Here is a 24,671-nt window from a genome sequence, read left to right as displayed (position 1 = left end):
AAATTGCCCTACTGGGCGACGCTGGTCATCAGCGCCCTGACAGCCGCTGCATCATAGACCGGCTCGACCGGTATCTTGCCGGAAATGACTTCCTCGCGCAGCATCTGGATCTCGGTCCAGACCTTGTCCGGGATTGCAGCGGTCTTCAGCAGCTTGACCGAGTCATCCTTGAGGCCGATCGAGTAGCTCTTGGTGCCGAACGTGTCGGCCTTCAGGTCGTTGATCATCGCCGCGTAGACCGGCTCAATGTTCCACACCACCGACGACAGCAGGAAGCCCTTGTCGATCGGCGTCTTGTCGCCGATGACGTCGATAAAATAGACCTTGCCGCCGTCAGCCGCCTTGGTCGTCTCGACCGCCTGCAGCATGCCGAAGCTCGAACCATTGCCCTGGCCGAAGATGATGTCGGCGCCCGAGGCGATCACGCTTTCGGTGACGCGCTTGCCGCCGGCTGCGTCGCTGTAGGCGGCGGGTCCGATCACCGCATAGGTGATCTTGACCTCTGGGTTCTCCGCCTTCACGCCCTGCGCGAACGCCGCTGACTGCGAATTCCACGAGGGCGGTTCGCCCGACACGACGATGCCGACCGACTTCGAGCGCGACATCTTGGCGGCAAGACGGCCGGCGAGATAAGCGCCCTGGTGACCGCTCAGCGTGTAGTCGGCGACGAGACCCTTCTCCAGGCCGCTCGGCGTATCGACGATCGCCACCGGAACCTTCAATTCCTTGGCGATTTCAGGCCCCGAAGTGTTGTAACCGCTGGCGTGGGCGATCAGCAAGCTGGCGCCATCGGACGCGAGCTCCCGCAGCGTCGGACGAACATCGCCGTAGCCGAGGCCCTGGGCGACGACCACTTCGACGCCGGCGGCCTTGCCCGCCGCCCTGGCGGCATCGATCCCCTGCTGGTTCCAGCCGTAATCGGTGCCTTCTTCGGGCGTCAGGATGGCGATCGACTTGACTTCGCCGGCAAGCGCGCTGCCCAGCAAGACGCCACTCAGTATAGCTGCACTCACACTACTCTTCAGAATCTTAAACATGTTACCCTCTCTGTTTGATTTACCAATCAATATTATGTTGTTATTGTGCATATGCGAGGTAGACTGCCTGAGAAAACTGACCCATGGAGTTCAGGCAAAGTGAAGATTCGTTATGTTCTCCCTGTGGCGCTGGCGTTGACATCCTTCGCCAACGCGGTTGAGTTGCACCATGTCATCGTGCGAAAGGGCACCGACGGGCTCGACATGGTGCCATTGACGATTTCGAACGTCGGCAATGAAGCACTGTCCTGCAATGCCGACTTCGCCCACTGGTATTCGGCCGGGATCGCGACGGTCGAGCCGGGCAAGAGCGCGCGCCTCGAACTCTGGTTCGACCCCGAGACCGGCACGTTCACGATCCTCAACGACAAGCGCGAGAACCTGCCAGTCGAGCGGCTGCGGTGCGGGCTGTCGGGTCGCGCATATGCCACACGCGTGCAGATCACGCTCCAGCGCACCGACGCCGCGAAAGGCGAGCGCACCGTGTCCTGCGTCACGAGGCAGGACGCTCTGGTCTGCCGGTAGCCGCTCATCGACTTGCCCGTCCAACATCGGTGCGCCTCTTACTTCTTTGCCAGGAACGTGTCGGTGAAGACATCGTCCGCCGAGAGAGCCGTCTTGAGCACGCCCTGATCGGTGAGCGTCTTGAGTGTTTCCTCCCACCGCGTTTTCGTCATCCAGCCGAGGCCGTGTTCCTTGGTGTCCGGGCCGGTGAAGGTCGACGCGATATCTGCATTGATCTGCGCAAGCAGCACATCCTTCTTGTCCGCGTAACCGGGTGCAGCCTTGGCCGTGATCGCGGCGGCCTCTTCGGGGTGGGCCACGACATAATCGAATGCCTCCCTGTATGCCCTAACGAAGCGGGCGACGACGTCGGGCTTGTCCTTGATCATCTTCTGGGAGGTGAACAGGCCCGAACCATAAGCCTGCCAGCCATGGTCCGCGCCCATCATGACGCTGAGCGAACCGGGTCCGCCTGCCTTGGCCTCCAGTTCGGGAACCTCGGCGTCGACATAGCCGACCACCGTCTGGACCCGGCCTAGAAGCAGATAGCTTTCATAGGGCGGCGAGACACTGTTGAGCGTCATGTCCTTCTCCGTCAGGCCATTGGCCGCCAGGAAGCCCCTGAAGAAGATGTAGGTCGAACCGGCCGGATGAATGCCGATGGTGAGGCCCTTCAGATCAGCCGGCTTGGTGAGCTTCACCGTCTTGGCCAGCGAGATGATCGCCAGCGGCGAGTGCTGGTTGACCGCGGCCACCGCCACCACCGGCACATTCTGCGAGCGCGCAACGGCGAGCGTGGGAAGATCGCCGAAACCGAAATCCGCGTTCTCGTTGCCCACCAGCCGCATGGCGTCCGGCGAGCCGGAACCCTTGCGGATTTCGGCCAGGTCGATGTCGTTCTTGGCGAAGAAGCCCTTCTCCTTGCCCACGAAGAACATGGCGTGATTGCCGCGCACCACCCAGTCGAGCTGCACGCTGACCTTGTCGGCCGCCAGCGCTACGCCGGAGAAGCCAAGCGCGCCGGCAAACGCCGCGAGCGTGGCTGCCTTTAAGAGTGAGCGTCTGAGCATTGATCGATCCTTCCTGTCGTTGACTGTCCTAGGAACCCTAGGCGTGGCTGAATTTCGGTGCCCATGGCACGATGATGCGTTCGAGAACTTCGGCTGCGTAGTAGAAGGCGATGCCCAGCACCGAAACGAGGAGCAGGGCCGCGAAGACGAGCGCGGTGTCGAGCTGGGTCGAAGCAAACTGGATGACGTAGCCGAGCCCATCGGAGGCGCCGGCGAATTCGCCGACGATGGCGCCGATGACGCTGAGCGTCGCGGCGATTTTGATGCCGGCCATCAGGTTCGGCAACGAATGCGGGACACGAATCCGGAACAGAATCTGCGTGGGGCTGGCGCCGACCGAATGCATCAGCGACAACAGCGAGCGATCGACCGATTGCATGCCCGCCAGCATCGATAATGTCACCGGGAAGAAGGCGATGACCAGGATCAGGCCGATCTTGGGCGCGAGCCCGTAGCCGAACCAGAGGATGAAGATCGGCGCCAATGCCACCTTGGGCACGTTCTGGAACAGGACCACCAGCGGATAAAGCGCTCGCCCCAGCCAGTCAAAGCGCACGATGACCAGCGCAATGGCAATGCCGACCACGATAGAGACAAGGAATCCGAACAGGATCTCGCCTGCCGTTACCAGTGTCGCCTGCATCAGCGCTCCCCATTGCGCGATGAGCGATTGCGCGATCTCGGACGGGGCGGGAATGATGAAAGCGGATATGGCGAAAATCCGCACCACGGCTTCCCACACCACGATCGTCGCCAAAAGTAGGATAGCCGCTGGAAGCCAGCTGCCTGTCACTGCACCCCAGCTTGAGGCAGGCCGCGACTCGGAGAGATTGCTGACAGGTTGATCGCTCACGACGCACCTCCCGGTTGATGGCTGGCGCGCAGCATCGTTCGCAGCTGAACCAACAGCCTGACGAACTGCGGATCTTCCTCTAAAGACAGATCGCGCGGATAGGGCAGACCAATGTCGAGGCTGCCGGTGATCCGGCCAGGCTTGATCCCCATCACGTGGACATGGCGCGACAGGTGAATGGCCTCGTCTATAGAATGGGTGACGAGCACAATGGTCTTGCCGGTGCGCTGCCAAATCTCGAGCAGCGACTGACCCATCGCATCGCGGGTAATGGCGTCCAGCGCGCCGAACGGCTCGTCCATCAGCAGAACCGCCGGATCGAGCGCCAGGGCCCGCGCGATGGCGACGCGCTGGCGCATGCCGCCGGACAATTCATGAGGGCGCTTGTGGGCGCTGTCGCCCAACCCCACCAGTTCCAACATCTCGTGCCCGCACGCCCGCAAATCCGCGCGCGACAGCGATCTGTCGGCGATGCCAAGCAGCATCGATGCGTTGTCGACGGCATTCTTCCAGGGAAGCAGGTTGGCGTCCTGGAAGACGAGGCCGATCATTCGCTTTCGCGTCGCCTCGACCGGCGAAAGACCGGCGATCGAAACGTTGCCGCTCGTCGGGTTGACAAGCCCGGCCAGAACCTTGAGCAAGGTGCTTTTGCCGCAACCGGAAGGGCCAATAAGGGAGACAAACGACCCTTTCGATATCGAAAGATCGATATTCTGCAGAACCAGCTGCCTGGCCATGACCACCGAAACACCCTTGGCGGAGATCAGGTCGTCATGGCGGATATGAGCAGGCCGGCTGCCGGCTGCTCGAATGGTTTCAACGCGCATGGCTTGCCACCTCACGCACCGTCGTCAAGCCTAGAAGCACCGTCCGGTCCTTGAAGGCGCGCTTGGCACCAACAGCAGCCGCCGTTACGAATGTCCCAACCCAGCGGGTCTTGTGATCACGATGAACCATTGGCTACCCCCGGCCTTCCAGGATGCGCCGCACAGCGACGAGTTTGCGCGCCCGCTCGCCTTGCAGCGCCTTGATCTGCTCGGGCGTATAGAAAAACATGCCCTCGCCCGACTTGATGCCCAGCTTCGACGCCTTCGTCTTTTCCAGCACCACGGGCGCGACATCATCGCGATTGGACAGATCCGCGTTGAGGAAGGAGGAGACGGACTTGTAGATATCGAGGCCCGCCATATCGAGCAGGGCCATCGGCCCGATCACGGCGATCTTATAGCCGATGCCCCACGACACGCACGTGTCGAGATCTTCCGGATCGATGACCCCGCGCTCGACAAGGTCGACCGCCTCACGCAGCAGCGCATAGAGCACACGGTTTTCGACGAAGCCGGGAATGTCCTTCTTCACCACCACCGGCAGCAAGCCGATCGAGCGGATCAGTTCGCGGATCGTCGCTACGGTTTGCGGCGCGGTCCTCTCGCCGCCGATCACCTCGATCATCGGGATGATGTGCGGCGGGTTCGACCAGTGCATGCCCACCATCCGCTCTGGATGCGAGATATGCGCCTGCAGCTTGGTGATGGGGATACCCGACGTGTCGGACGCGACGATCGTGTCCGAGCCTATCAGGCCGTCGATCGAACGATAGACTTCGGCCTTGACCGAAATGTTTTCAGGAACGTTCTCGATGACAAGGTCGGCACCCGATACCGCATCGCCGATATCATCGGCGAAGCGAACCATTCCAACGTCGGCGGACGGTGACGCGATATCCAAGGCGTCGAGAACGGTCTCGGCCGCGCTCAGCATGGATCGGGCGCGCTCGATCGCTGCCGGGGCAACATCGTAGGCTACCACCTGAAGGCCGCCTCTGGCGAGCCGGGCGGCCATGCCCGGTCCCATCGTACCCAGACCGATGATGGCGATATTTCGGATCATTGCATTGCCCCGCTTTGTTTCGAGTTCGCGATGAGGTCGGCGGCTTTCTCGGCAATCATGATCACTGCCGCATTGATGTTTCCGCAGACCAGGTCAGGCATGACGGAAGCGTCCACCACTCTCAGACCTTCGACGCCCCGAACCCGCAATTGCGGGTCGACGACCGAGGCCGTATCGACCCCCATCCGGCAGGTCCCGGCCGGATGATGCACGGTGATGGAGGTTCGGCGGATATGCTCGTCGATCTCGTCGTCGCTCTGACACTTTGGGCCGGGAAAAAACTCCGCCTCGATGAAGGGCTGCATGGCGGGCTGCGCCGCAAGATCCCTTGCCACCCGGAAGCCGGCCCGCAGAGACTCCCAATCCTTCGGCGAGGCCAGGAAATTCTGGTGGATCAGGGGCGCCGCCGCAGGATCGGCCGACGCCAGTTTCACCGCGCCCCGGCTTTCAGGCTGCGTGGCCACGACCCGCGTCGCAAAGCCGTCCGCAAACGGTGGCTTGAACGGCTTGAGATATGGCCATGCGGCGAGCGGAGCTGCCGTGAAGAGCAGTTGCACATCCGGCAACGGTCGCGTCGGACCGCTCTTGAGGAAGGCAACAATCCCGCCGGGCACATCCGCCGAAAAACCTCGTCCCGTGAGATAAGTCTTGAGGAAATCGAACCCGATTCGATCGGCACGCATGTTGCGCAGGAACGGGCCCGGATTGCGGCGCCGGTACATGAGAATGACCGAGACGTGATCCTGCAGGTTCTTGCCGACCGCCGGTAGGTTGACCCGTGTCTGGATACCGTGCGCGGCAAGTTCATCCTGCGCCCCTATGCCCGACAGCATCATGAGCTGCGGCGTGTTGATCACACCGCCGGCAAGCAGAACTTCCTTGCGGGCGACGACCGTGCGTTCGGCCCCGCGATGCTTGATGGTGACGCCGGTGGCGCGCGCACCCTCCAGCACGATCTTTGTGGCGCTCGCTTCTGTCACAACGGTCAGGTTGGGCCGCTTCAGCACCGGTCGCAGATAGGCTGACGCAGTCGAGCTGCGCCGGCCTTTGGAGATCGTCATCTGGAGACGGCCGAATCCTTCCTGCCGCTCGCCATTGTAGTCGTTCGTCTGCGCGTAGCCCGCCTGAACGCTGGCTTGCTCAAAGGCGTCGATCAGCGTGTCCTTGTAGCGGCAGAACTGGGTGCTGACCGGGCCGTTGCCGCCACGATACTGGTTCTCGCCGCCTTCCCAGCTTTCCTGCTTGCGAAAATACGGCAGCACCTTGTCATACGACCAGTCGCTGAGCCCTGCGGCTGCCCAACGATCGTAGTCCCCGCGATTGCCCCGCACATAGGCCATGGCGTTGGTAGACGATGATCCGCCGACAACCTTGCCGCGGGCGCACTCGACCCGGCGTCCGCCCACATTGTCTTCCGGCTCACAGAAATACATCCAGTCATGGCGACGCTCAGTCAGGATCTTACCCCATCCAAGCGGTATATGGATCATGGGATCGCGGTCCCAGCCGCCGGCCTCCAGCAACAGCACCGAACATCGCGGATCAGCGCTCAGCCGGTTGGCGAGCACGCAACCGGCGGATCCGGCCCCGACGATGATGTAATCGTAACTTTCCGCGTGCGGCATAGTGTGTTTCGTGGCCTTCGTTTGACGCACCTGCGTCAGGAAACTGGAAACTGGCAAAAGACCCGGACGGTAGAGGTAATCTTCAAGGCCACGGCACTAGGCCAGGCCGGCCTGCCTGAGACGCTGCGACCAGTGATCCCAGCCCCGGTCGATCTGCGCGCCGACAAGCTTTCCCGCCGTTTTGATCTCACCCGGCGACAGATACTTGACCGTGCCAATCTGCAAGCCGGCCGTAAGCGCGGCCGCTTCCTGCTCAAGATAGAAGGCGCGGAAGACAACCTCCCTGACGGACTTGCCTACATTGACGACGCCATGACGCGCCATGAGAACGACAGGATAGCTTGCGAGGCTCTCGGCAATGTCCCGACAGACGCTCGGGCTGCCGCCGAAGAGATCCGTCTCGTCGCCGTGCTTGTCGCGGATTTCGTAAACGGGGACGGCATCGCCGATAAAAGCGCCCATATGGGTGACCGGCCGAAGCGGCTGGTCGACGAAACAGTAAGGCAGGACAGCCGGCGAATGGGTGTGGAGCACGCATTGAACGTCGGGACGCGCCTTGTAGATCTCGCTGTGAATATAGCGCTCCAGATAGGAAGGGCGGTTGTCTGACGTCTCACCGTCGAGGTTGAAGCGCTGGATGTCATTGACCGTTATTGCGCTTGGAGCAAGCTTCTGCGCCAGGAAGAAGCTTTCGGGATCCTCTGGAACACGGACACTGATGTGGCCGAAGGTATCCATGATCCCTTCGTTTATAAGGATTTTCGTGGCCGTAACCAGCTCCGCGAAAACCTTGTCGTGGGCGGATTTACTCTCTGTCATTTCCAATTCTCCCGATACATGGCATCTGCGATCATTTTTATTATTGGTTTTGATCGCCGATGCAGGAATTTCACTTATTTTCGTAAATGCCGACGATCCGATTCTGCTCGATGATATTTTGGGCATATGTTTGGAGAAATTCCTCCCTGGTAGGCGTCCCTTCGACCTTCGTGTCCAGGGCATAGACCCAGAAGTAATAGTGATGTTCTCCATGGCCCGCAGGTGGCTGAGGCCCAAAATATTGCCTGTCACCGGCGCCGTTGGGTCCTACGCGAAACTTTTCCTGCGCGTCGGAAAGATCGGTGGCCGAGGGATCGATGCCGTAGACAACCCAATGCGTGAAACCGTTAGGCAAGGGCGCGTCTGGATCATGGCAGATGACCGCGAGCTCTTTCGCACCTGCCGGTACGCCACTGACCGTAAGCTTGGGCAATACGTTGCCCTTGTCGCCGGCGTGCGCATCGCGCAATTTCCCGAGCGGCTGGAAATCCTCGGAAGTAATCTTGAGGTCCTTGATGTTCAGCGGCATAGAATATTCGTCCTTTCACCAATTTCGATCGAACTAGACGGCGGTGGCCTTCAGGTCAGCTACGGATTTTCCCCCCACGCGCTGATGCACGCGCGGACCTGACGCGACGGCGACGCAGATCAAAAGCTCGTCGGGGCGCGGGGCATCCGGCACGCAAAAGGTGACGGCATCATAGTGGGAACGGATATAGAGTTCGTCCTTGTGGGCGAGCGGGATGTCGATAGTCGTGCCGGCGACAGCGACCTTGCTCACCGAGGAGATCCAGGCCTTGCCGCCGCCCACCTGCTGCCGCAGCGGATCTCCGAATACTGTGGTTATGCAGGCAACGACATGTTCCTGCTCGCCGGCTGTACCTGCGATACCGCCCTTGCCATAGCTTTCGACCGGCCTGTTGCCGAGCAGTGCCACGGCTCGCTCGCCGAGGGCATGACCGATAGCCGAACTCGGATTCGTCAGCTCGGACAGTTCGACGACGAACTTTCCGGCGAACGGATTGCGTATGACAACGCCTGTTGCGACTTTGACAAGGGTCTCGCCAGGCTTGCCGCCGTCGTGCCGGCTTTCCTGGACTGAGGAATACCATTCCCTGACATCATAGTCTCTTTCGACTTCACTGGAATAATTCATCTTTATCTCCTGAGGGGAGCGCGCAGCTTCTGCCCACGCCAATTAATTCGTTGCCCGGCTTTGTCCGACGCTACTGCGGCCATGAGTAAACACGGCGCAGCGGGTCGAAGCGGGCGGCTTCCAGTGCTGCTGGCGTGAACATGTTTCCCTTCGAGAGCGAGCGGTTCGCCGCATAGTCGCCCGATAGTGCCTGGCAGCGATCTGTGATCGGACGAATGCGCTTCTCCCACCCAACGAGCGCATCTTCGACCGAAGAGCCCACTTCCAGATCCTGCGACAGACTGAAGGCGTTGACCATCGCGCAACCGGCGCCCTGGGCAAGAGCCGGGCACATTGCATGTGCGGCATCTCCAACAAGGGCGACCTTGCCTCTCGTCCAGCTATCCAGCTTGGTCGTTTCGTACTTGTCGTATCTTGCGGTTTTCAGCTTCGCCGCTTCGATCAGGCATGGCTCCAGGAAAGGAAACATCTCGACCCAGACTTCGAGATCGATCGGAACGCTTGATCCGCGGGGATCGGCGGCCGGAGCCATGAGGCCAAGGTAGAGCTCATTTTCATTACAGGGCGAGTAGAGAATACGCTGAACACGCGGCCAGAAGTTCCACATGTCGATGGTATTGTCCCACTCGCCGTGGCCGAGCTGTTTCTTCATGCGCGGGACAATCAGTCGGATGAGACCATCTTTTGAAACCCATCGATCCTGTTTGAAGCCGATGGAATCCCTGACCTTTGAACCTACGCCGTCGGCGCCGACGATCAAGTCGGCTTCGACAACTTCGCCGGTCTGGAGGGTCATACGTCCTTCCGGATCGGCCGCGACTGCTTCGGAACTGACGCGGATGTCGACACCCAGGGCACGGGCCCGACTGACCAGGGCATCATGCAGATGGCTGCGAGTCATGATACGCCAGGGGAGACCGTTGAACGTCTCCTTGGACACCGACTTGTTATGCATCCAAGTCTCGTAGGCCGGAGGCGTGTGTGAGCCCTTTAGAACATCATCCAAGGCGCCAAGACCTTCGAGAACGCGAAGGCCATTGTGCCAGAGATAGATGCCTGCGCCGAATGCCCGCAGCTCCGAGCTCTTTTCGTGCAGCCTGACATCCCAGCCGTTCTGCCTGAGGGCGATGGCGGCTGTCAGGCCGGCAAAGCCGCCACCGGCAACCTCGGCACGACGCGTTTTGCCCGAAAATCTGTTTACGTTGGCCATTTTTTGGATCCTGCTGCGTACAGAAGACGGCGCGTTTGCCGTCAGGCGTCTATGAAGTTTTTGATGGCTTTCAGCGTGATCTCGGGAGAGACCTCGTTGACGTAATGGTCGGCGTCCGGAACGACGACGACAGGCAAATCAGGCCGCAGCCGACTTGTGTTCGCCAGCGCCGCTGCTGACACCAATTTGCTCATCTCGCCCCGAACGATGAGCACGGGCTTCGTCACATCCCGGTAGGCGGGCACCAAGTCTGATCGCAGGCCCTTGGCGGTCTGCGCCATGGCCGCTGGCGAGGCCAATGGACGCAATCCGCCGGCAACCGGCCGATAGCCGCTCTTGGCCCTTAACCTGATGGCGTCAGCAGGTATGTTCGGATAGCGGCCGGCGAGGTATGCCTCGACGCCCTTTACATTCTCGAAGAGCTGGCTTCCCGCGTTCACTCGCGCCTCCAGTGCGTCCAATGCTTCAGTCTCTATGTACGGCGTAAAGTCGATTGCGATGACAGACCGCACCAAATCCGGATATTTCGCTGCGGCGGTGACGGAATTTCTAGCACCAAGCGAATGTCCGACGAGGATGGCATGGCCTCGATCGAGCGTGCGTACAAGGCCGGCGATATCGTCGGCGTAGTCATTCGCCTCGTAACCGGTTTGTGGCTTGTCGCTGAGGCCATGCCCCCTTTGGTCAACCGCTATGGTCGTAAACCGATCCGATAGCCGAGCCATCAACGGCTCGAAGACGGCCGAGTTGGAGGTAATGCCGTGAAAGAATAGCATCAATGGGCCGCTGCCCTTCTCGCGCACATTCAAGGTGATGCGGCCGACGTCGATGCGCCGCAAGATGAAGTGGTCGCAAGGAATGTCTGCCGCCATGTCATATCCTCGCCGCCGCTGCCCGTTTCTCATGCAAGAGGATCATATAAGGCAAGGTCCGTCAAGCGGATTGTCTGACATTCTTGCAATCTTCAGATTTGACAATCTGGCTATCTTACTGTCAAGTCTAGACGCTTGGCGTATTGTGCGTCAGATCGCGACCCAAAGGCCCATGAGACGTCACCGATGCCACCAGATTTGAATTTGCGAATTTCGCCACGTTCAGTGCAACGGGAGACCGTAGATAAGTTACGGCTCGCCATCTTCTCCGGAATGTTCCAACCGGGAAGCCGCCTTATCGAAAGTCAGCTATGCACGCAGCTCGGCATCAGCCGTCCGTCGCTCAGAGAGGCCTTGCGAAGTCTTGAGGCCGAGCGCCTGATCGAGATCGTACCCAACCGCGGACCGTCGATACCGGCACTTTCGTGGGAGGTGGCAACCGCCATCTACGAGGTTCGAGAGCTGTTGGAAGTCGAGGCGGCGGGGCGATGCGCGTCGAGAATTTCCCCGGATCAGTTGCATGAACTTGAGAAATCTCTTTCCGCATTCAAAGCGGCGGCATCGAGCAATGACAGCCTCGCGCGCGTCATGACCGCGGCAGACTTCTATTCAATCATACTCGCCAATTGCGGGAATCCGATCCTGGAGGAAGTCCATCGTGGTCTGGTGGCCAGGATAAGCTTCTTTCGAGGACGATCGATGTCATTGGAGGGCAGAGCACAAAGCAGCCTCTCGGAGATGAGGGAGATATTCGAATCCATCGCCGCCGGCGACGAGAAAGCCGCCAGAGAAGCCTCGAGACAGCACGTCCTGAAGGCGAAGGCGGCAGCGAAGATATCCATGGACAGCAAACCTTGAGTGCGTCGAAAGACTGCAGATCCGTCTGAGACCTTCATGACGGTCCGGATCGGGTATCTGCCGAACGCAGATCAGTGCACGGGGTCTTCACCGTGTCGGTGTCAGACATGCCGGCAATGGCCGCCAGCAGCTGGCAGATGGAGTGATGATGACCATGGCCAATGTTGAGCGCAAACCGAATTCCGATATCGTCATCGTCGGCGGTGGGTCGGCCGGCACGTTGCTTGCCGCGCGACTGAGTGAAGAACCGGACAGCCGCGTTCTGCTGATCGAGGCAGGCGAAGAGGCGGCAGACCCCGACATCTGGAAACCCGCTGCCTGGCCGTCGTTGCAGGGCCGCAGCTATGATTGGGACTATCGCACGCAGCCGCAAGCCGGCACCGCAGGCCGGGTGCATCATTGGGCGCGCGGGCGGTTGATCGGCGGCTCGAGTTGCCTGCATGCGATGGGCTACATGCGTGGCCATCCCTCCGACTTCCAGACTTGGGTCGACGCGACTGGAGATCGCCGCTGGAGTTGGGATGAACTGCTGCCGGTTTTCCAGGCTATCGAAGACCACCCGCTTGGTGGCGACGGCATTCACGGCAAGGGCGGGCCGTTGCCGATCCATCTACCGGCGGACGAAGTAAGTCCGCTTGCTCGTGCCTTCATCGAGGCAGGCGCATCGTTGGGCCTGCCTCGCCTCGAGGGTCACAACAGTGGAGAGATGATCGGTGTCACCCCAAACTCTATGAACATTCGCGACGGGCGGCGGGTTACGACGGCGGACGCGTGGCTCACAAAGGCCGTTCGAGACCGCAAAAACCTAACCATCCTCACGGGATCCCGGGTGCGGCGGCTCAACTTGGAGGGCCATCAGGTCCGCAGCCTCGAGGTCCTAGGCAGACAGGGTTCGGTCGAAGTCTTCGCGGATCAAGTTGTCCTTTGTGCCGGCGCGCTGGAAAGTCCGGCTTTGCTGATGCGTTCGGGCATCGGTCCGCACGATGTACTCGACGCCGCAGGCGTTGGCTGCTTGATCGATATGTCTGAAATCGGTCGAAACCTTCAGGACCACCTGCTTGGTGCCGGCAACCTTTATGCGGCACGCAAGCCGGTTCCTCCATCGCGCCTCCAACACTCGGAGTCGATGGCCTATATGCGAACTGACGGGCGCACCGCTACCGGTCAACCCGAGATTGTCGTTGGTTGTGGCGTCGCGCCCATCGTGTCCGAACGCTTTCACGCGCCTGCCGCTGGAACTGCATATTCGCTGCTGTTCGGGATCACACATCCAACGAGCCGCGGCAGCCTGCGCATCAGCGGGCCGGAGGTCAGCGACCGATTGATCATCGACCCGGCATACCTGCAAACCGGTCGGGACCGCGAGCTGTTTCGCCAAGCTCTCCAGGCTGCACGGACAATCGGGCATAAAGATGAACTCGCCGGCTGGAGAGAGCGCGAACTCCTGCCAACCACCTTGAACAGTGCGGCCGACATGGACGACTTTATCGCCCAGGCGGCCATTACACACCATCATCCCTGTGGTACTTGCAGGATGGGTAAGGATCCGGACGCCGTCGTCGACGCAAATCTACGACTAAGGGCGCTCGACAATCTTTTTGTAGTGGACGCGTCAATTATGCCCAACCTCACCGCAGGACCGATTCATGCTGCGGTGCTGGCGATCGCCGAGACCTTCGCTCGATCACACCGGAAAATGGACCCGGAGAGAATTCCGATGCGATGAACGGCATTGTCGAGGGCGCGCAGCGCGACGATGCAGTCGGACGACGACCTTGACGCTTTTCATCGCCAGGCCGCCTTAGGCAGCATCATCCTGCCGGTAAAGAACTTATCACTCTGATCTGTCGGTAAAACCAAGGCGCGCAAACCCAAGCACTTCCCGATCAAACCGCGTTTTTAACGAAGCTCGCCAGCCACTTGCGCGATTGTGGCCATTGATGCTGCCCACCGGTAATGCAGAAGTACAACCGTATCCCTTCGCCCGGCCCGGCCAGCTTCGAGCTGGGCAGACAAAGGCAATTTGTCTTCCCTCCTCTCCAGAAACTTCAAAGTCATCCGACTTTGCCGTCACGCCGAGAACAACCAGAGGGCGTGCTGAAAGTCATACATTCTCGGTCCTTCAATTGCCCTATCCGAGCTCCCGTCGGCGATAGGCTTGACCGAGAGGCACGTTGTTGAGCAGCTTTTTGACCGCAAAGGCCGCTTGTTCTTCGCGTTCCTTGATCCTCGCGCTCTCCAACCTTTGCTGAAAGTGGCAGAAACAGTAGAATCGCTCAGAATATTTCACTATGACAAGCGTTTTCCACAATTGCTGAAACATGGCATAACGGTGAAAAAGCGCACGTCTAAGGCTGCGCTGACTGAGGCGCAACCTTCGTCAACATTCCAGGAATGTTCGGCCCAGCAACCATAAAAATCCGTGCCCTGTGGAACTTCCACGCAATGCGCGGAGCTTCGCCAGCTTGGCACAGCCCGTGACCAGGGACCAAGGCCCTAATCTGTTCCATTGTCACGTGGGAACGACTGTGCTGCTCGCAACATTTCTCGGGTCACAGCGCACTCAGCTGATCAGCTGACGTCTTGCCCGACCTCTTGTCTTGCACGAGTTCGTAACTAATTTTCTGGCCATCATTGAGGCTGCGCATTCCAGCGCGCTCAACCGCCGAGATATGTACAAACACGTCGGCGCTGCCATCGTCGGGCTGGATAAACCCAAAACCTTTTGTAGAATTAAACCACTTAACGGTCCCTTTGGCCAAGATGAACCCTCCCCTGCCACATCGACGTCTATCGTAACGATAGCGAGATAAGCGTACGTTCGCAATGAGCCGGTCTAGATCCTAATTGCGAACAGGCGGGCGCCGAGCGACCAGATGAAGCGGCACGTTGGGCCAGAAGTGGTCTTGCGTCTATCGCGCGACCCGCAAGTTCCCCGCCCAGGATGCGCGTTCGAAGGCCAGGACCCGCCTTGGGCCACAACCCCGCGTTTGGGTCCAGTTTCCGGCGCGCCCGGCCAGTACCACAACACGTCAAAACGCGACTCGGTTGCTGTCGCTCAACTCTCCAGGATCGCAGGAAGGCGCTCCCGGAGTTCCTTTACGAGAACGCGTTCGTTTTCCGAATAGTCGATGGGTATGCTGACCAGATGAACGCCGCCGTCCGCGAAGGCCTTTTCAAGAACGTCCTTGAAGTCGCCGATGTCGCTCACCCGCGTCCCCTTGGCCGCGTAGGATTGCGCGTACTTCACGAAGTCCGGATTGTTGAATGTCATGCCAAAGTCGGGGAACCGGTCGACGGCCTGCTTCCAGCGGATCATCCCGTAGGCCTTGTCTTCGATAACCAGCACCACCAGGTTCAGCTTCAACCGAACAGCTGTCTCGAGTTCCTGGCTGTTCATCATGAACCCGCCGTCGCCGCAGATCGCCATGACGCGGCGGCCGGGATAGAGCATTGCCGCCGTCATCGCTGATGGAAGACCCGCTCCCATGGTCGCCAGCGCGTTGTCGAGCAAGAGCGTGTTTGCCATCTCGGTCCTGTAGTTCCGGGCAAACCAGATCTTGTACATTCCGTTGTCGAGCGCGAGGATGCCGTCGTGAGGCATTACCTCGCGAACGGCGCGCACGAGGCGCTGAGGCGTGAAGCGGTCCTCGGTTGCCCGTGCGCCGATCCGTTCAAGAATGCGCTTGCGCAGATGCAGCAAGGCGTCAGCGTTTGTGAGCTTACCTTCTATCCGGTCGGCCAACGCCTTGAGTGACGGGCCGATATCACCCACGACTTCGCACTGGGGGAAATAGACCTGCTCGACGCTTGCCGGCTGATAGCCCACGTGAACCACCTTGGGACCTCCCTCGCCCATGAGGAACGGCGGCTTCTCGATAGTGTCGTGACCTATGGTGATAATCAGATCCGCCTGCTCGATTGCCTCGTGGACGTAGTCCCTCTCCGACAGCGCGGCCGTTCCCATGTAAAGCTCCGTCCCTCCGGGAACGGTTCCCTTTCCCATCTGCGTCGTGAAAAACGGAATTCGCGTGCGCAGAACGAACTGGGCGAGATCGGACGTCGACCGCGGACGGGAGGCTGCTGCTCCAAGCATAAGAAGTGGTCGCCTGGCTCGGAGAATGATCTCGGCGGCCCGATCAAGGGCCTGGTCGCTGGCAGTTGCAAGATCGACCGGATGCGGGGCGATCAGTGCAACGTTTTCACATTCCTCGGCAGCGATATCTTCGGGAAGCTCAAGATGGACCGGACCGGGACGCTCCTCCTGTGCCACGCGAAACGCCTCGCGCACCATGGTAGGGATCATGAGCGGGGAAACGATCTGCCTTGAGAGCTTGGTCAGCGGTTTCATGGACGCAACGACGTCGACGATCTGGAAGCGGGCTTGCCGAGACGAGAGGATGCCCTTTTGACCGGTAATCATGATCATCGGCATCGCGCCGAGAAGGGCATACGCTGCTCCAGTAGAAAGATTCAAGGCGCCGGGCCCGAGTGTTGTGAGGCAGACGCCGGGTTTGCCAGTCAAGCGTCCATAGGTTGCGGCCATGAAAGCGGCCGCTTGTTCGTGTCGGGTCAAGATGAGCTGGATTGAAGAATTACGAATGGATTCGACGACGTCGAGATTTTCCTCACCCGGAATCCCGAAGATACGGTCGGTGCCTTCATTCTCGAGAGCGGCTACCAGGAGATCAGAACCTTTGGTCACTTCAAATGAACCTCATCAGTCGTACACGTTCAAACTGGTCGCCGGTCGGATCGATATTCTAGCAGCAGATGTCGAAGTCTCCGAATATAAAAGAAGTGAATGCATCCCTTTGTGAATTCTGCAACCCTGGTGATTGGACAATTATGAAACACCGCGCCTCTAGCGCCCTGCTTGCGGATATGTCGGGCCGACCATCTTTCCAGGGGCAAACCAAGCTGATCACATATCAACACCGCAAATGCGCTCGGGATCGTCCAAATCCAATCTGTTTTTTGGTGATCGCTGTCACACGTCTCGTGCCAAGGGAATTTGGTGGCAATGTTGCCGCGCTAGGATGCAGACCTTCCTGACGGCGTTCTCAATATTGTTTTCGGCGTTCCGGCAGAGGTTTCGTCCTATTTGATTGCATCGCCCATTCCGAAGAAAGTTCGCTCACCGGGTCGACGGCCGTTGGCAAGCTGGTGCAAAAGCAGGCAGCGGACACACTCAAGCGCTGCACGATGGAACTCGGCGGACATGCACCCGTCATCGTTTTTGAAGATGCCTATTTGGAAAAGGCGCCCGACACCGTCGTGGCCTCCAAGTTTCGCAATATGGGTCAGGTTTGCACCTCACCCACCCGCTTCTATGTCGAAGAGTCCATTTGGTGGCGAGCGCGTGGGTAATGAAGGCTACTTTTATGCGCCCACCCTTTTACGAGACGTACCGGACAATGCGCGGATAATGTCGGAAGAACCGTTCGGCCCGATAGCATCGACGACGACCTTCAATAATGTCGGGGAAATCATCGGACGTGCAAATTCCCTTTCCTATGGGCTAACGGGCAGAGGAAAGGTCGCCAGCGGACAACAACCAGCTGGTCGAGCGATGACAGCGCGGGTCCAGCGATTGGGGCGGCTTATGGGTCTACCGCTCCGTCAGCCCGGCCCCTCCAATGAGGCAGGTCGCATTACTCGATATCTTTCAGCGCATCCAGCGGGCCGATGAGCGCCGTGCGTGGGGGCACGAGGCTCGGCCGTACGAGATGCGTGGTTGGCGGCCGGCGGTCCGCGTCGAGGATTGCAAACCCCTTGGTGATCATCGCATCGCTGTCCTGCCGGATCATGAAGACGGGGAAAGGCAGGAAGGAGCCAAAAGGATCGTAGTCATAGCAGCCGACGATGATATCGGCGAAAGTCTCGTGCGGATGCAGGGCGAGAAAGCGCATCAGCCCTTCGAGGTTGATCGAGGAATTGACGAAGAATGCGCGCGGCAGCTTCCCGTGGTCTTCGTAGAAGGCTTCGAAGGCGCGGGCAGTCATGGCGGGGGAATAGCCGGTCGGCTGGATGCAGACGTCGGGATCCGCGCCAAGCGATGCGCGCTTTACATCGCGGAAACCGCGAATTCGCTCATGGCTGGCATGGTCGTTGCGGCCGCCGAACAGGTACAGATCGTCAGGTGAAAGTGGGCCATCCTCTAGCGCGCGTTCGATGATCGCCTGTGTCAGCATGCGCGCGCCTTCATAATTGTCGCTGATGATTGACGGCGCCAGCGTGCCAGGCAGATCGATGTTGACGTGCTTCAGCCCTGCCTTTTCGCAAACCTTGTGCACGCCATCTGGATCGGTCGCGCCGGCAATGAAAAGCTCGTCGATCGAATAGGAGATCAGCGTCTCTACGACCTGGCGCTCTTCCTCCGGATCGCGGCAGGCGCTGACGACGAGGGGACACTGGCCGCGGCTTCTGACCTGCGCTTCGAAAGACTGCGCCATGGAGGAGAAATAGCGGTTGTCGTGCACCGGAAGCAGAAGACCGACGAGGCCGGAGCGGGACGAACGCAGACCACGGGCCTGCAGGTTTGCCGTATAGCCATGTTCGTTCGCCAGCTGCCGAATGAGCTGCGCCGTCGCCTCCTTGATACGCCGCTTCCGCCAGCTTCCGTTTAGAACGGCGCTCACCGTGGATGGCGAGGCACCGGACAGGATCGAGAGATCATAGATCGTCGCCTTCTTTTTGCCGATACCGGTCATATCTCGCTTTTTCCTTGCCGCTTCCCCTGAGAGACAAGCCCCTCTTGACGAAAGTCCCACCTTGATCGATAGTCATTGCACCATCGATTGTGCAAAAAAGAAAGATCGATTGTGCAAAGATGGTTCGCCGGAGGAGGCGGGATGGGAGGCAAGGGTATTCCCTCGCCAAGAAGCAACCAGCAACAACCTGCCGCAAACCGGCCGGTGGTCGTCGCTCGTATGAGCGATCTTTGAGGAGGAGTGAGGATGAGGAGCCTTATCGTAGCGGCATTTGCCGCATCACTGTCGCTTGCCGGGGCAGTGGTCGCGTTTGCGCAGGATGCGCCGAAGGTCGGCGTTGTCGTCAAGATCGGCGGCATCCCCTGGTTCAACGCGATGGAAGCCGGCATCAAGGAACAGGGCAAGAAACTAGGCGTCGATGCCTTCATGATCGGCCCGACCAGCGCCGACCCGGCGCTGCAGGTGCGCGCCATCGAAGATCTGATCGCCCAGGGCGTCAAGGTCATCGGTGTGGTTCCGAACGATGCCAAGGTGCTCGAGCCTGTACTGACCAAGGCGCAAGCCGCCGGCATCAAGGTCATTACGCATGAATCGCCCTCGCAAAAGGGCGCCGACTGGAATTTCGAACTTGCATCCTCGACCGGTTTTGGCGAGGCGCATGGCAAGCTGCTCGCTGAAAAGATGGGCGGCAAGGGCGAGTATGCGGTCTTCGTCGGCTCGCTGACCGTCCCGCTGCACAATGCCTGGGCGGACGCCGCAATCGCCTATATCAAAGCCAATTATCCGGACATGAAACTCGTCGGCGATCGCTATGGCGTCGCGGAAGATGTCGACAAAAGCCGCTCGACAGCGCTCGACCTCATCGCTGCCCATCCGGATCTGAAAGGTTTCCTCGCCTTCGGCAGCCAGGGCCCGATCGGTGCCGGGCGCGCTGTCGAAGAACGCCGCAAGACGGGCAAAATCTTCGTGCTCGGCCCGTTCTCGCCTGGCCAGGGTCAAAAGCTGATCAAGTCCGACGCGATATCGGGCGGCTTCATGTGGAATCCGAAGCAGGCCGGCGAAGTTTTCGTCACGCTCGCCGATCGCCTGATCAAGGGTGAGAGCGTCAAGGAAGGTGATGACATTCCAGGACTCGGCGTGATCAAGCCGGTCGGCAACGACATCATCGTCGATCAGTTGCTGCCGATCAACAAGGATACGGTCGACGACCTGGCCGCAATGGGCCTCTGAAAGCCCCCCTCCCCGGGTGCCGGGCTGGTCCATGGCGACCGGTCCGGCTCGGGGATTGAGAGCGGCATCCGGCCATGGCCGGACCATTTGTTTTTCATGGCATTCGACTGGACAGGCAACCGGCATGAGCACGGCAACGAATGATGGTGTGAAGGCAAAGCCGCTTCTTTCGCTTCGCGGCATCAACATGACCTTCGGTGGTGTCAAGGCACTGAAGAACGTCTCCTTCGAAGTCTTGCCCGGCGAAGTGCACTGTCTGGCCGGCGAGAATGGATCCGGCAAGAGCACGTTGATCAAGGTGATCTCCGGCGTCTATCGGCCTGCAGACGGCGCCGAGATCGTTTTCGACGGTGAGACGATATCTCACATGACGCCTGCCATGGCCCAGTCCCGCGGCATCCAGATCATCTGGCAGGACCTCGCGCTCTTTGCGGAAATGAGCGTAGCGGAAAACATCGCCTTCCAGACCCTTTCCGGTTCGCGCCCGCGCTTCGTCAACTATGCCGCGATCCGCGGAGTAGCGGAGGAAGCGCTCGGCCGGCTTGGCGTCACCCTCGACGTCGACAGACCTCTCAAAGATTTCGCCATCGCCCAGCGCCAGATCGTCGCCATTGCCCGTGCGCTGGTCGGAGAGGCCCGCATCGTCTTCATGGACGAGCCGACCGCCTCCCTCACCCAGTCTGAGACCGATCATCTGCTGGCGATCGTGCGCACGCTGTCGGCCTCGGGCATTGCCGTGGTTTTCGTCAGCCATCGCCTTGCGGAAGTGCTGGAAATCTCCTCTCGCATCACCGTGCTGCGCGATGGCGCGCTTGTCGGGGTCTATCCGGTGGAGGGCATGACCCAGTCCAGGATCACCGAGCTGATGACCGGGCGCACCTTCGACCAGAATGTTCGCGCCCGCGACGTAGCGCAGAACCCCGTCCTGCTCTCCGTCAGCAAGCTTTGCCGGCCTGGCGAGTTCGAGGATATTTCCTTCGATCTGCGCCGTGGGGAGACGCTCGGGATAACCGGCCTGCTCGGCTCCGGGCGCACCGAGCTTGCGCTGACGCTGTTCGGCATGCGCCGGCCCGCCGCCGGCACGATCGTGCTGGAGGGCAGAGCCATGCGCTTTGCCTCCAACCGCGAGGCGATCGCATCAGGCGTCGCCTATCTGTCCGAAGACCGCCTTTCGCTCGGTCTCAACCAGCCGCAATCCATCGCCGACAATCTGGTCATGGCCTCGCTTAACCGTATCCTGAGCGGCCGGCTTATCTCGCCGGGCAAGAAGCGCGCGCTGGTCGCGCGCTGGATCGCCGAACTCGGTATCAGGATCGGCAAGCAGGACGATGCGATATCGACGCTTTCGGGCGGCAACCAGCAACGCGTCGCGATCGCCAAATGGCTCGCCACCGATCCAAAAGTGTTGATCCTCGATGCACCCACGGTCGGCGTCGATGTCGGCGCGCGCGCCGGCATTTTCGAGATCGTTGCCCGTCTTGCCGAGACGGGCCTTGCGATCCTCCTCATTTCGGACGAGGTGCCGGAGGTCTATTTCAACGCCGACCGGATCATCCACATGGAAAAGGGACGCATCGCCGGCTGGCACGATCCGCGCGCGACCACACTGAAGGACCTGGAGGCGGCGGTCTATGCGTAAGCTGTTCCTGTCCCACACGACTGAATTCGTGCTGTTTGCCGTCATCATCGCGATGAGCTTCGTCCTGGGTTTTGCGACGGAGCGTTTCTTTACGCTCGGCAACGCCTTCGACCTGCTGAATATCAGCGCGGTCAACATCATCTTTGCCGTCGGCCTGCTCGTGGTGTTGATTGCCGGCGGCATCGACATCTCCTTCGCCGTCGCCGCCTCGATCGTACAATATGTCACCGTGCTTGCGCTCGAGCGGATCGGCGGCGGCGGATGGGTATCCGGCCTCCTGATTGCGGCCTGCTTCGGCATCATGCTGGGCGTGATCAACGCCTTCCTGATTCACCGCTTCCGCATCATCTCGATCGTCGCGACGATCGCAACCTTCAACGTCTATTTCGGCCTGCTGATGTTCTTCACCAAAGGCGTGTCGATCTACAATCTGCCCGACTGGCTGACGAGCCGCGTCATCCTCTATGAGCGCGAAATGGCCGACGGGAGCTGGGCTGAGATTACCTTGCCGGTTGTCGTGATGGCCGTGTGCACCTTCGCCACCTGGCTCTTCATTACCCGCACGACGACCGGCCGGCAGCTCTATGCCTTCGGCGACAATCCGGAAGGGGCGCGCCGCTTCGGCATCAATATCGGCGCCATGCAGTTCATCGCCTACGGCTGGCTGGGATTGATGGCAGGTATCGCCGGGCTCATGCAGGCGCATTATGCGCAGGAAGTCGTGCCAAACGCACTCTATGGCCGCGAGCTCGATGTTCTGGCTGCGGTGGTGCTCGGTGGGGCGCGGCTGGGCGGCGGCAAGGGCTCCGTGCTCGGTTGTGTGCTGGGCGTGCTGCTTGTCTCGATCACCCAGAACGGCCTCAACCTGATGGGCGTTTCGCCCTTCGCCTTCAAGATGATCGTCGGCGCAATCATCCTCGTTGCCATCACCTTGTCGAGCACCCGCATCGGCAATCTGGCGCCGGTATTCGCTACCCGTAAATCGACCGATGCCAGGCCTGCAGACAAGGGAGAGAGCTGATGAACGCGCTCGCCGCCCGCTTCAACGCCATCTTCGGGGCCGACATGGCCGGTCCCCTCGCCGCGCTGGCGGCGGTGCTTATCGTCTTCGGTTTCGCCTCGCCGCATTTCCTGACGGGCGCGACCTTCGGATCGGTTGCCTTTCAGCTTCCCGAGCTTGGCGTTCTGGCGCTTGCCATGCTGATGCCGATCCTCACCGGCGGCCTCAACCTTGCAATCACCTTTACCGCCAACATTGCCGGCCTGACGCTTGCCTGGACGCTGCAGGCCAATGGCGGCATCGATGCCGGCTCGGGCGCCTTCCTGCTCGGCACGGCTCTGGCGCTTGCCGTCGGCGCGGCAAGCGGCCTGGTGATGGGCCTCGTCATCGCCTTTACCCGAGCCCATCCGATTCTCGTTTCCCTATCGATGATGATCTTTCTGCGCGGCCTCGGCGAGTTCATGACACGCGGCGGCGATATCTCGGGCTTTCCCACCTTCATCGCTCCAATCGGCCACGGCAGCATCCTTGGCATCCCCGTCCCTTTGCTGATCCTGATCGCCTGCGTCATCGCCAGTCACATCCTGCTCTCGCGCTCCAAGCTCGGCTTTTCCACCTATATGATCGGCTCCAATATCGAGTCGGCCCGCTATTCCGGCATCAACACCCGCAAGATCCTGGTGCTGGTCTACATGCTCTCCGGCGTGATGGCTGCGGTTGCCGGGATCATCATGCTTGCGCGTTTCAATTCGGTGCGCGTCGGCCACGGCGAATCCTATCTGCTGATCACCGTGCTTGCCTGCTTCCTCGGCGGCATCAACCCCTTCGGCGGCTTCGGCCGCGTGCTGCCCGTCTTCGTGGCGCTCATCGTGCTGCAGCTCCTCTCTTCGGGGCTCAACCTGCTCGGCGCCAACCAGCATCTCACCACTGCCGTCTGGGGCATCCTGCTCATCGTCGTGATGGTGCTGCGGTGGCTCTCGGCCAAGTTCATCAGACTCGTGAAATAGGAGATACGACCATGGAAGGTTTCGGCGTTCACACCAGCATGTGGACCATGAACTGGGACCGCGCAGGCGCCGAGAAGGCGATTGCCGGAGCCGTGCACTATAAGATGGATTTCATCGAGATCGCGCTGCTCAATGCGCCTGCCGTCGATGCCAAACACACCCGCGACCTGCTTGAAAAGCACAAATTGCGCGCGGTCTGCTCGCTCGGACTGCCGGAACATGCCTGGGCCTCCGTCCGCCCGGATGCCGCGATCGAGCACTTGAAGGTTGCGATCGAAAAAACCGCAGAAATGAACGCCGAGGCGCTGTCCGGCGTCATCTTTGGCGGCATTGGCGAGCGCACCGGCGTGCCACCGACACAGGGCGAATACGACAACATCGCCAAGGTGCTCGACACAGCGGCAAAGCATGCGAACAAGCACGGCATCCAACTCGGCGTCGAGGCCGTGAACCGCTATGAGAACCATCTGATCAACTCGGCGCAGCAGGCCGTCGATATGGTGGAGCGTGTCGGCGCGGACAATATCTTCGTTCACCTCGACACCTACCATATGAATATCGAGGAAAAGGGGGCGGCAAACGGCATCCTGATTGCCCGCGATCACCTGAAATACATCCATCTTTCCGAAAGCGACCGCGGCACGCCGGGCTATGGCAACATTCCGTGGGATGCGATCTATGCCGCGCTCGCAGCGATCGGCTTCAAGGGCGGACTTGCCATGGAAAGTTTCATCAACATGCCGCCCGAAGTAGCCTATGGTTTGGCCGTCTGGCGCCCCGTTGCACGCGATATGGAAGAGGTCATGGACAAGGGTCTGCCCTTCCTGCGCAATAAGGCGGAACAATATGGTCTCATCTGATCCGGTTTGCCGGATATTCGGCATTTGAACCGACGCCCATATTGGCCCGCTGCCAATGGGCGTCGTTGCACCGGATCTGACTTGCAAAGATGTCGTCCCGACCATCGGGCCCATGCAAGTTGAGGTTGCTCGATCTGTACCCCGCAACACGGCATCAGGCTGCTTCGTCGATCTGCTCAACCATGCCGAAATGGCTGTCGGACCATACGGATCGACGGATAGGCGCCGGTTGCCGTAGCAAATCCTCACTGAACCGTCGCGGTCCTTTCGGCCCCCCGTCCATAATCCCGCTCGGGACGACTAACAAAGTCCTGCCTCCCGCTGCAGC

General features: G+C 60.2%; 25 protein-coding genes. 10 read left to right on the top strand and 15 right to left on the bottom strand.

Translation table 11 applies throughout. The annotated features are described in order from the left end of the window. Positions 1-8: 8 nt before the first annotated feature. The gene (locus CU100_RS15675) at positions 9-1,037 is read right to left on the bottom strand and encodes a putative B6 ABC transporter substrate-binding protein (protein WP_106717531.1); all 1,029 of its coding nucleotides are present in this window, start codon (positions 1,035-1,037) and stop codon (positions 9-11) included. A gap of 99 nt (positions 1,038-1,136) precedes the next feature. Here CU100_RS15675 and CU100_RS15670 point away from each other — a divergent pair, with 99 nt between their 5' ends. Further along, positions 1,137-1,562: a hypothetical protein gene (locus CU100_RS15670; protein WP_106717530.1), complete on the top strand. Its 426-nt coding sequence runs from the start codon at positions 1,137-1,139 to the stop codon at positions 1,560-1,562. Positions 1,563-1,600: 38 nt separating this feature from the next. On the opposite strand, the gene CU100_RS15665 is transcribed toward CU100_RS15670, so the two are convergent. The 11 genes from CU100_RS15665 to CU100_RS15620 all read right to left on the bottom strand — a co-directional run bounded on the left by CU100_RS15665 (position 1,601) and on the right by CU100_RS15620 (position 11,069). Then, positions 1,601-2,611 (bottom strand): ABC transporter substrate-binding protein, encoded by a 1,011-nt coding sequence (locus tag CU100_RS15665; RefSeq protein ID WP_106717529.1) that lies wholly within the window; start codon positions 2,609-2,611, stop codon positions 1,601-1,603. A 37-nt stretch (positions 2,612-2,648) separates the two neighbouring features. Beyond that, entirely contained in the window at positions 2,649-3,464 is an 816-nt protein-coding gene (locus CU100_RS15660; protein WP_106717528.1) for an ABC transporter permease, read from the bottom strand. Next, entirely contained in the window at positions 3,461-4,291 is an 831-nt protein-coding gene (locus tag CU100_RS15655) for an ABC transporter ATP-binding protein (protein WP_106717527.1), read from the bottom strand. The genes CU100_RS15660 and CU100_RS15655 overlap by 4 nt, the downstream gene beginning before the upstream one ends. Continuing rightward, positions 4,281-4,421, bottom strand: a complete 141-nt coding sequence (locus tag CU100_RS26930) for a hypothetical protein (protein WP_170113860.1) — start codon at positions 4,419-4,421, stop codon at positions 4,281-4,283. Before CU100_RS26930 ends, CU100_RS15655 begins: the two co-directional genes overlap by 11 nt. Positions 4,422-4,424: 3 nt before the next feature. After that, positions 4,425-5,354, bottom strand: coding sequence for a 5-formyl-3-hydroxy-2-methylpyridine 4-carboxylate 5-dehydrogenase (gene fhmpcd1 / locus CU100_RS15650; protein ID WP_106717526.1), 930 nt, complete (start codon positions 5,352-5,354; stop codon positions 4,425-4,427). Next, positions 5,351-6,979, bottom strand: coding sequence for a GMC family oxidoreductase (locus CU100_RS15645; RefSeq protein WP_106717525.1), 1,629 nt, complete (start codon positions 6,977-6,979; stop codon positions 5,351-5,353). The genes fhmpcd1 and CU100_RS15645 overlap by 4 nt, the downstream gene beginning before the upstream one ends. Before the next feature lie 96 nt (positions 6,980-7,075). Then, a complete protein-coding gene (locus CU100_RS15640; RefSeq protein ID WP_106717524.1) occupies positions 7,076-7,798 on the bottom strand; it encodes a class II aldolase/adducin family protein in 723 nt (240 codons plus the stop codon). Between the two features lie 70 nt (positions 7,799-7,868). Continuing rightward, positions 7,869-8,327, bottom strand: a complete 459-nt coding sequence (locus CU100_RS15635; RefSeq protein ID WP_106717523.1) for a YbhB/YbcL family Raf kinase inhibitor-like protein — start codon at positions 8,325-8,327, stop codon at positions 7,869-7,871. A 33-nt stretch (positions 8,328-8,360) separates the two neighbouring features. Continuing rightward, positions 8,361-8,954, bottom strand: a complete 594-nt coding sequence (locus tag CU100_RS15630) for an amino acid synthesis family protein (RefSeq protein ID WP_106717522.1) — start codon at positions 8,952-8,954, stop codon at positions 8,361-8,363. A 70-nt stretch (positions 8,955-9,024) separates the two neighbouring features. Continuing rightward, positions 9,025-10,164, bottom strand: coding sequence for an FAD-dependent oxidoreductase (locus CU100_RS15625; protein WP_106717521.1), 1,140 nt, complete (start codon positions 10,162-10,164; stop codon positions 9,025-9,027). Between the two features lie 41 nt (positions 10,165-10,205). Further along, positions 10,206-11,069, bottom strand: coding sequence for an alpha/beta fold hydrolase (locus tag CU100_RS15620; RefSeq protein WP_106717520.1), 864 nt, complete (start codon positions 11,067-11,069; stop codon positions 10,206-10,208). A 153-nt stretch (positions 11,070-11,222) separates the two neighbouring features. Here CU100_RS15620 and CU100_RS15615 point away from each other — a divergent pair, with 153 nt between their 5' ends. Together CU100_RS15615 and CU100_RS15610 are read left to right on the top strand one after the other, a co-directional pair. Next, on the top strand, positions 11,223-11,894 hold the full coding sequence (locus CU100_RS15615; protein WP_106717519.1) for a GntR family transcriptional regulator: 672 nt from the start codon (positions 11,223-11,225) through the stop codon (positions 11,892-11,894). A 148-nt stretch (positions 11,895-12,042) separates the two neighbouring features. Beyond that, complete coding sequence (locus CU100_RS15610; protein ID WP_170113859.1) at positions 12,043-13,620, top strand: GMC family oxidoreductase; 1,578 nt, start codon at positions 12,043-12,045, stop codon at positions 13,618-13,620. 826 nt (positions 13,621-14,446) lie between these two features. Here the strand turns inward: CU100_RS15610 and CU100_RS15600 are convergent. Together CU100_RS15600 and CU100_RS15595 are read right to left on the bottom strand one after the other, a co-directional pair. Then, positions 14,447-14,656 (bottom strand): cold-shock protein, encoded by a 210-nt coding sequence (locus CU100_RS15600; RefSeq protein ID WP_106717516.1) that lies wholly within the window; start codon positions 14,654-14,656, stop codon positions 14,447-14,449. Between the two features lie 296 nt (positions 14,657-14,952). Beyond that, positions 14,953-16,599 carry an acetolactate synthase large subunit gene (locus tag CU100_RS15595; protein WP_106717515.1) on the bottom strand — a complete coding sequence of 549 codons (1,647 nt, stop codon included), beginning with the start codon at positions 16,597-16,599 and terminating at the stop codon, positions 14,953-14,955. Between the two features lie 461 nt (positions 16,600-17,060). Between CU100_RS15595 and CU100_RS27290 the strand changes: the two genes are divergently transcribed. Next, positions 17,061-17,264: an aldehyde dehydrogenase family protein gene (locus CU100_RS27290; RefSeq protein WP_245419057.1), complete on the top strand. Its 204-nt coding sequence runs from the start codon at positions 17,061-17,063 to the stop codon at positions 17,262-17,264. Further along, positions 17,227-17,586, top strand: a complete 360-nt coding sequence (locus tag CU100_RS27285) for an aldehyde dehydrogenase family protein (RefSeq protein WP_245419056.1) — start codon at positions 17,227-17,229, stop codon at positions 17,584-17,586. The genes CU100_RS27290 and CU100_RS27285 overlap by 38 nt, the downstream gene beginning before the upstream one ends. Here the strand turns inward: CU100_RS27285 and CU100_RS15585 are convergent. Beyond that, positions 17,549-18,607 carry a LacI family DNA-binding transcriptional regulator gene (locus CU100_RS15585; protein ID WP_106717514.1) on the bottom strand — a complete coding sequence of 353 codons (1,059 nt, stop codon included), beginning with the start codon at positions 18,605-18,607 and terminating at the stop codon, positions 17,549-17,551. The two genes, CU100_RS27285 and CU100_RS15585, sit on opposite strands and share 38 nt — an antisense overlap. Positions 18,608-18,853: 246 nt before the next feature. On the opposite strand from CU100_RS15585, the gene CU100_RS15580 reads away from it, so the two are divergent. The 5 genes from CU100_RS15580 (at position 18,854) to CU100_RS15560 (ending at position 24,343) form a co-directional block, all read left to right on the top strand. Further along, positions 18,854-19,837, top strand: a complete 984-nt coding sequence (locus CU100_RS15580) for an autoinducer 2 ABC transporter substrate-binding protein (protein WP_106717513.1) — start codon at positions 18,854-18,856, stop codon at positions 19,835-19,837. 124 nt (positions 19,838-19,961) lie between these two features. Beyond that, on the top strand, positions 19,962-21,476 hold the full coding sequence (locus CU100_RS15575; protein ID WP_106717994.1) for a sugar ABC transporter ATP-binding protein: 1,515 nt from the start codon (positions 19,962-19,964) through the stop codon (positions 21,474-21,476). Further along, entirely contained in the window at positions 21,469-22,497 is a 1,029-nt protein-coding gene (locus CU100_RS15570; RefSeq protein WP_106717512.1) for an ABC transporter permease, read from the top strand. Before CU100_RS15575 ends, CU100_RS15570 begins: the two co-directional genes overlap by 8 nt. Continuing rightward, the gene (locus CU100_RS15565) at positions 22,497-23,483 is read left to right on the top strand and encodes an ABC transporter permease (protein WP_106717511.1); all 987 of its coding nucleotides are present in this window, start codon (positions 22,497-22,499) and stop codon (positions 23,481-23,483) included. The genes CU100_RS15570 and CU100_RS15565 overlap by 1 nt, the downstream gene beginning before the upstream one ends. Positions 23,484-23,494: 11 nt before the next feature. Next, a complete protein-coding gene (locus CU100_RS15560) occupies positions 23,495-24,343 on the top strand; it encodes a sugar phosphate isomerase/epimerase family protein (protein WP_106717510.1) in 849 nt (282 codons plus the stop codon). The last annotated feature ends 328 nt before the right edge of the window (positions 24,344-24,671 follow it).

Origin of the sequence: Phyllobacterium endophyticum (assembly GCF_003010935.1) — a bacterium.
Taxonomy (GTDB): Bacteria; Pseudomonadota; Alphaproteobacteria; order Rhizobiales; family Rhizobiaceae; genus Phyllobacterium; species Phyllobacterium endophyticum.
The sequence above is the reverse complement of the archived record's forward strand: the minus strand, read 5'-3'. Positions and strand labels throughout refer to the sequence as shown.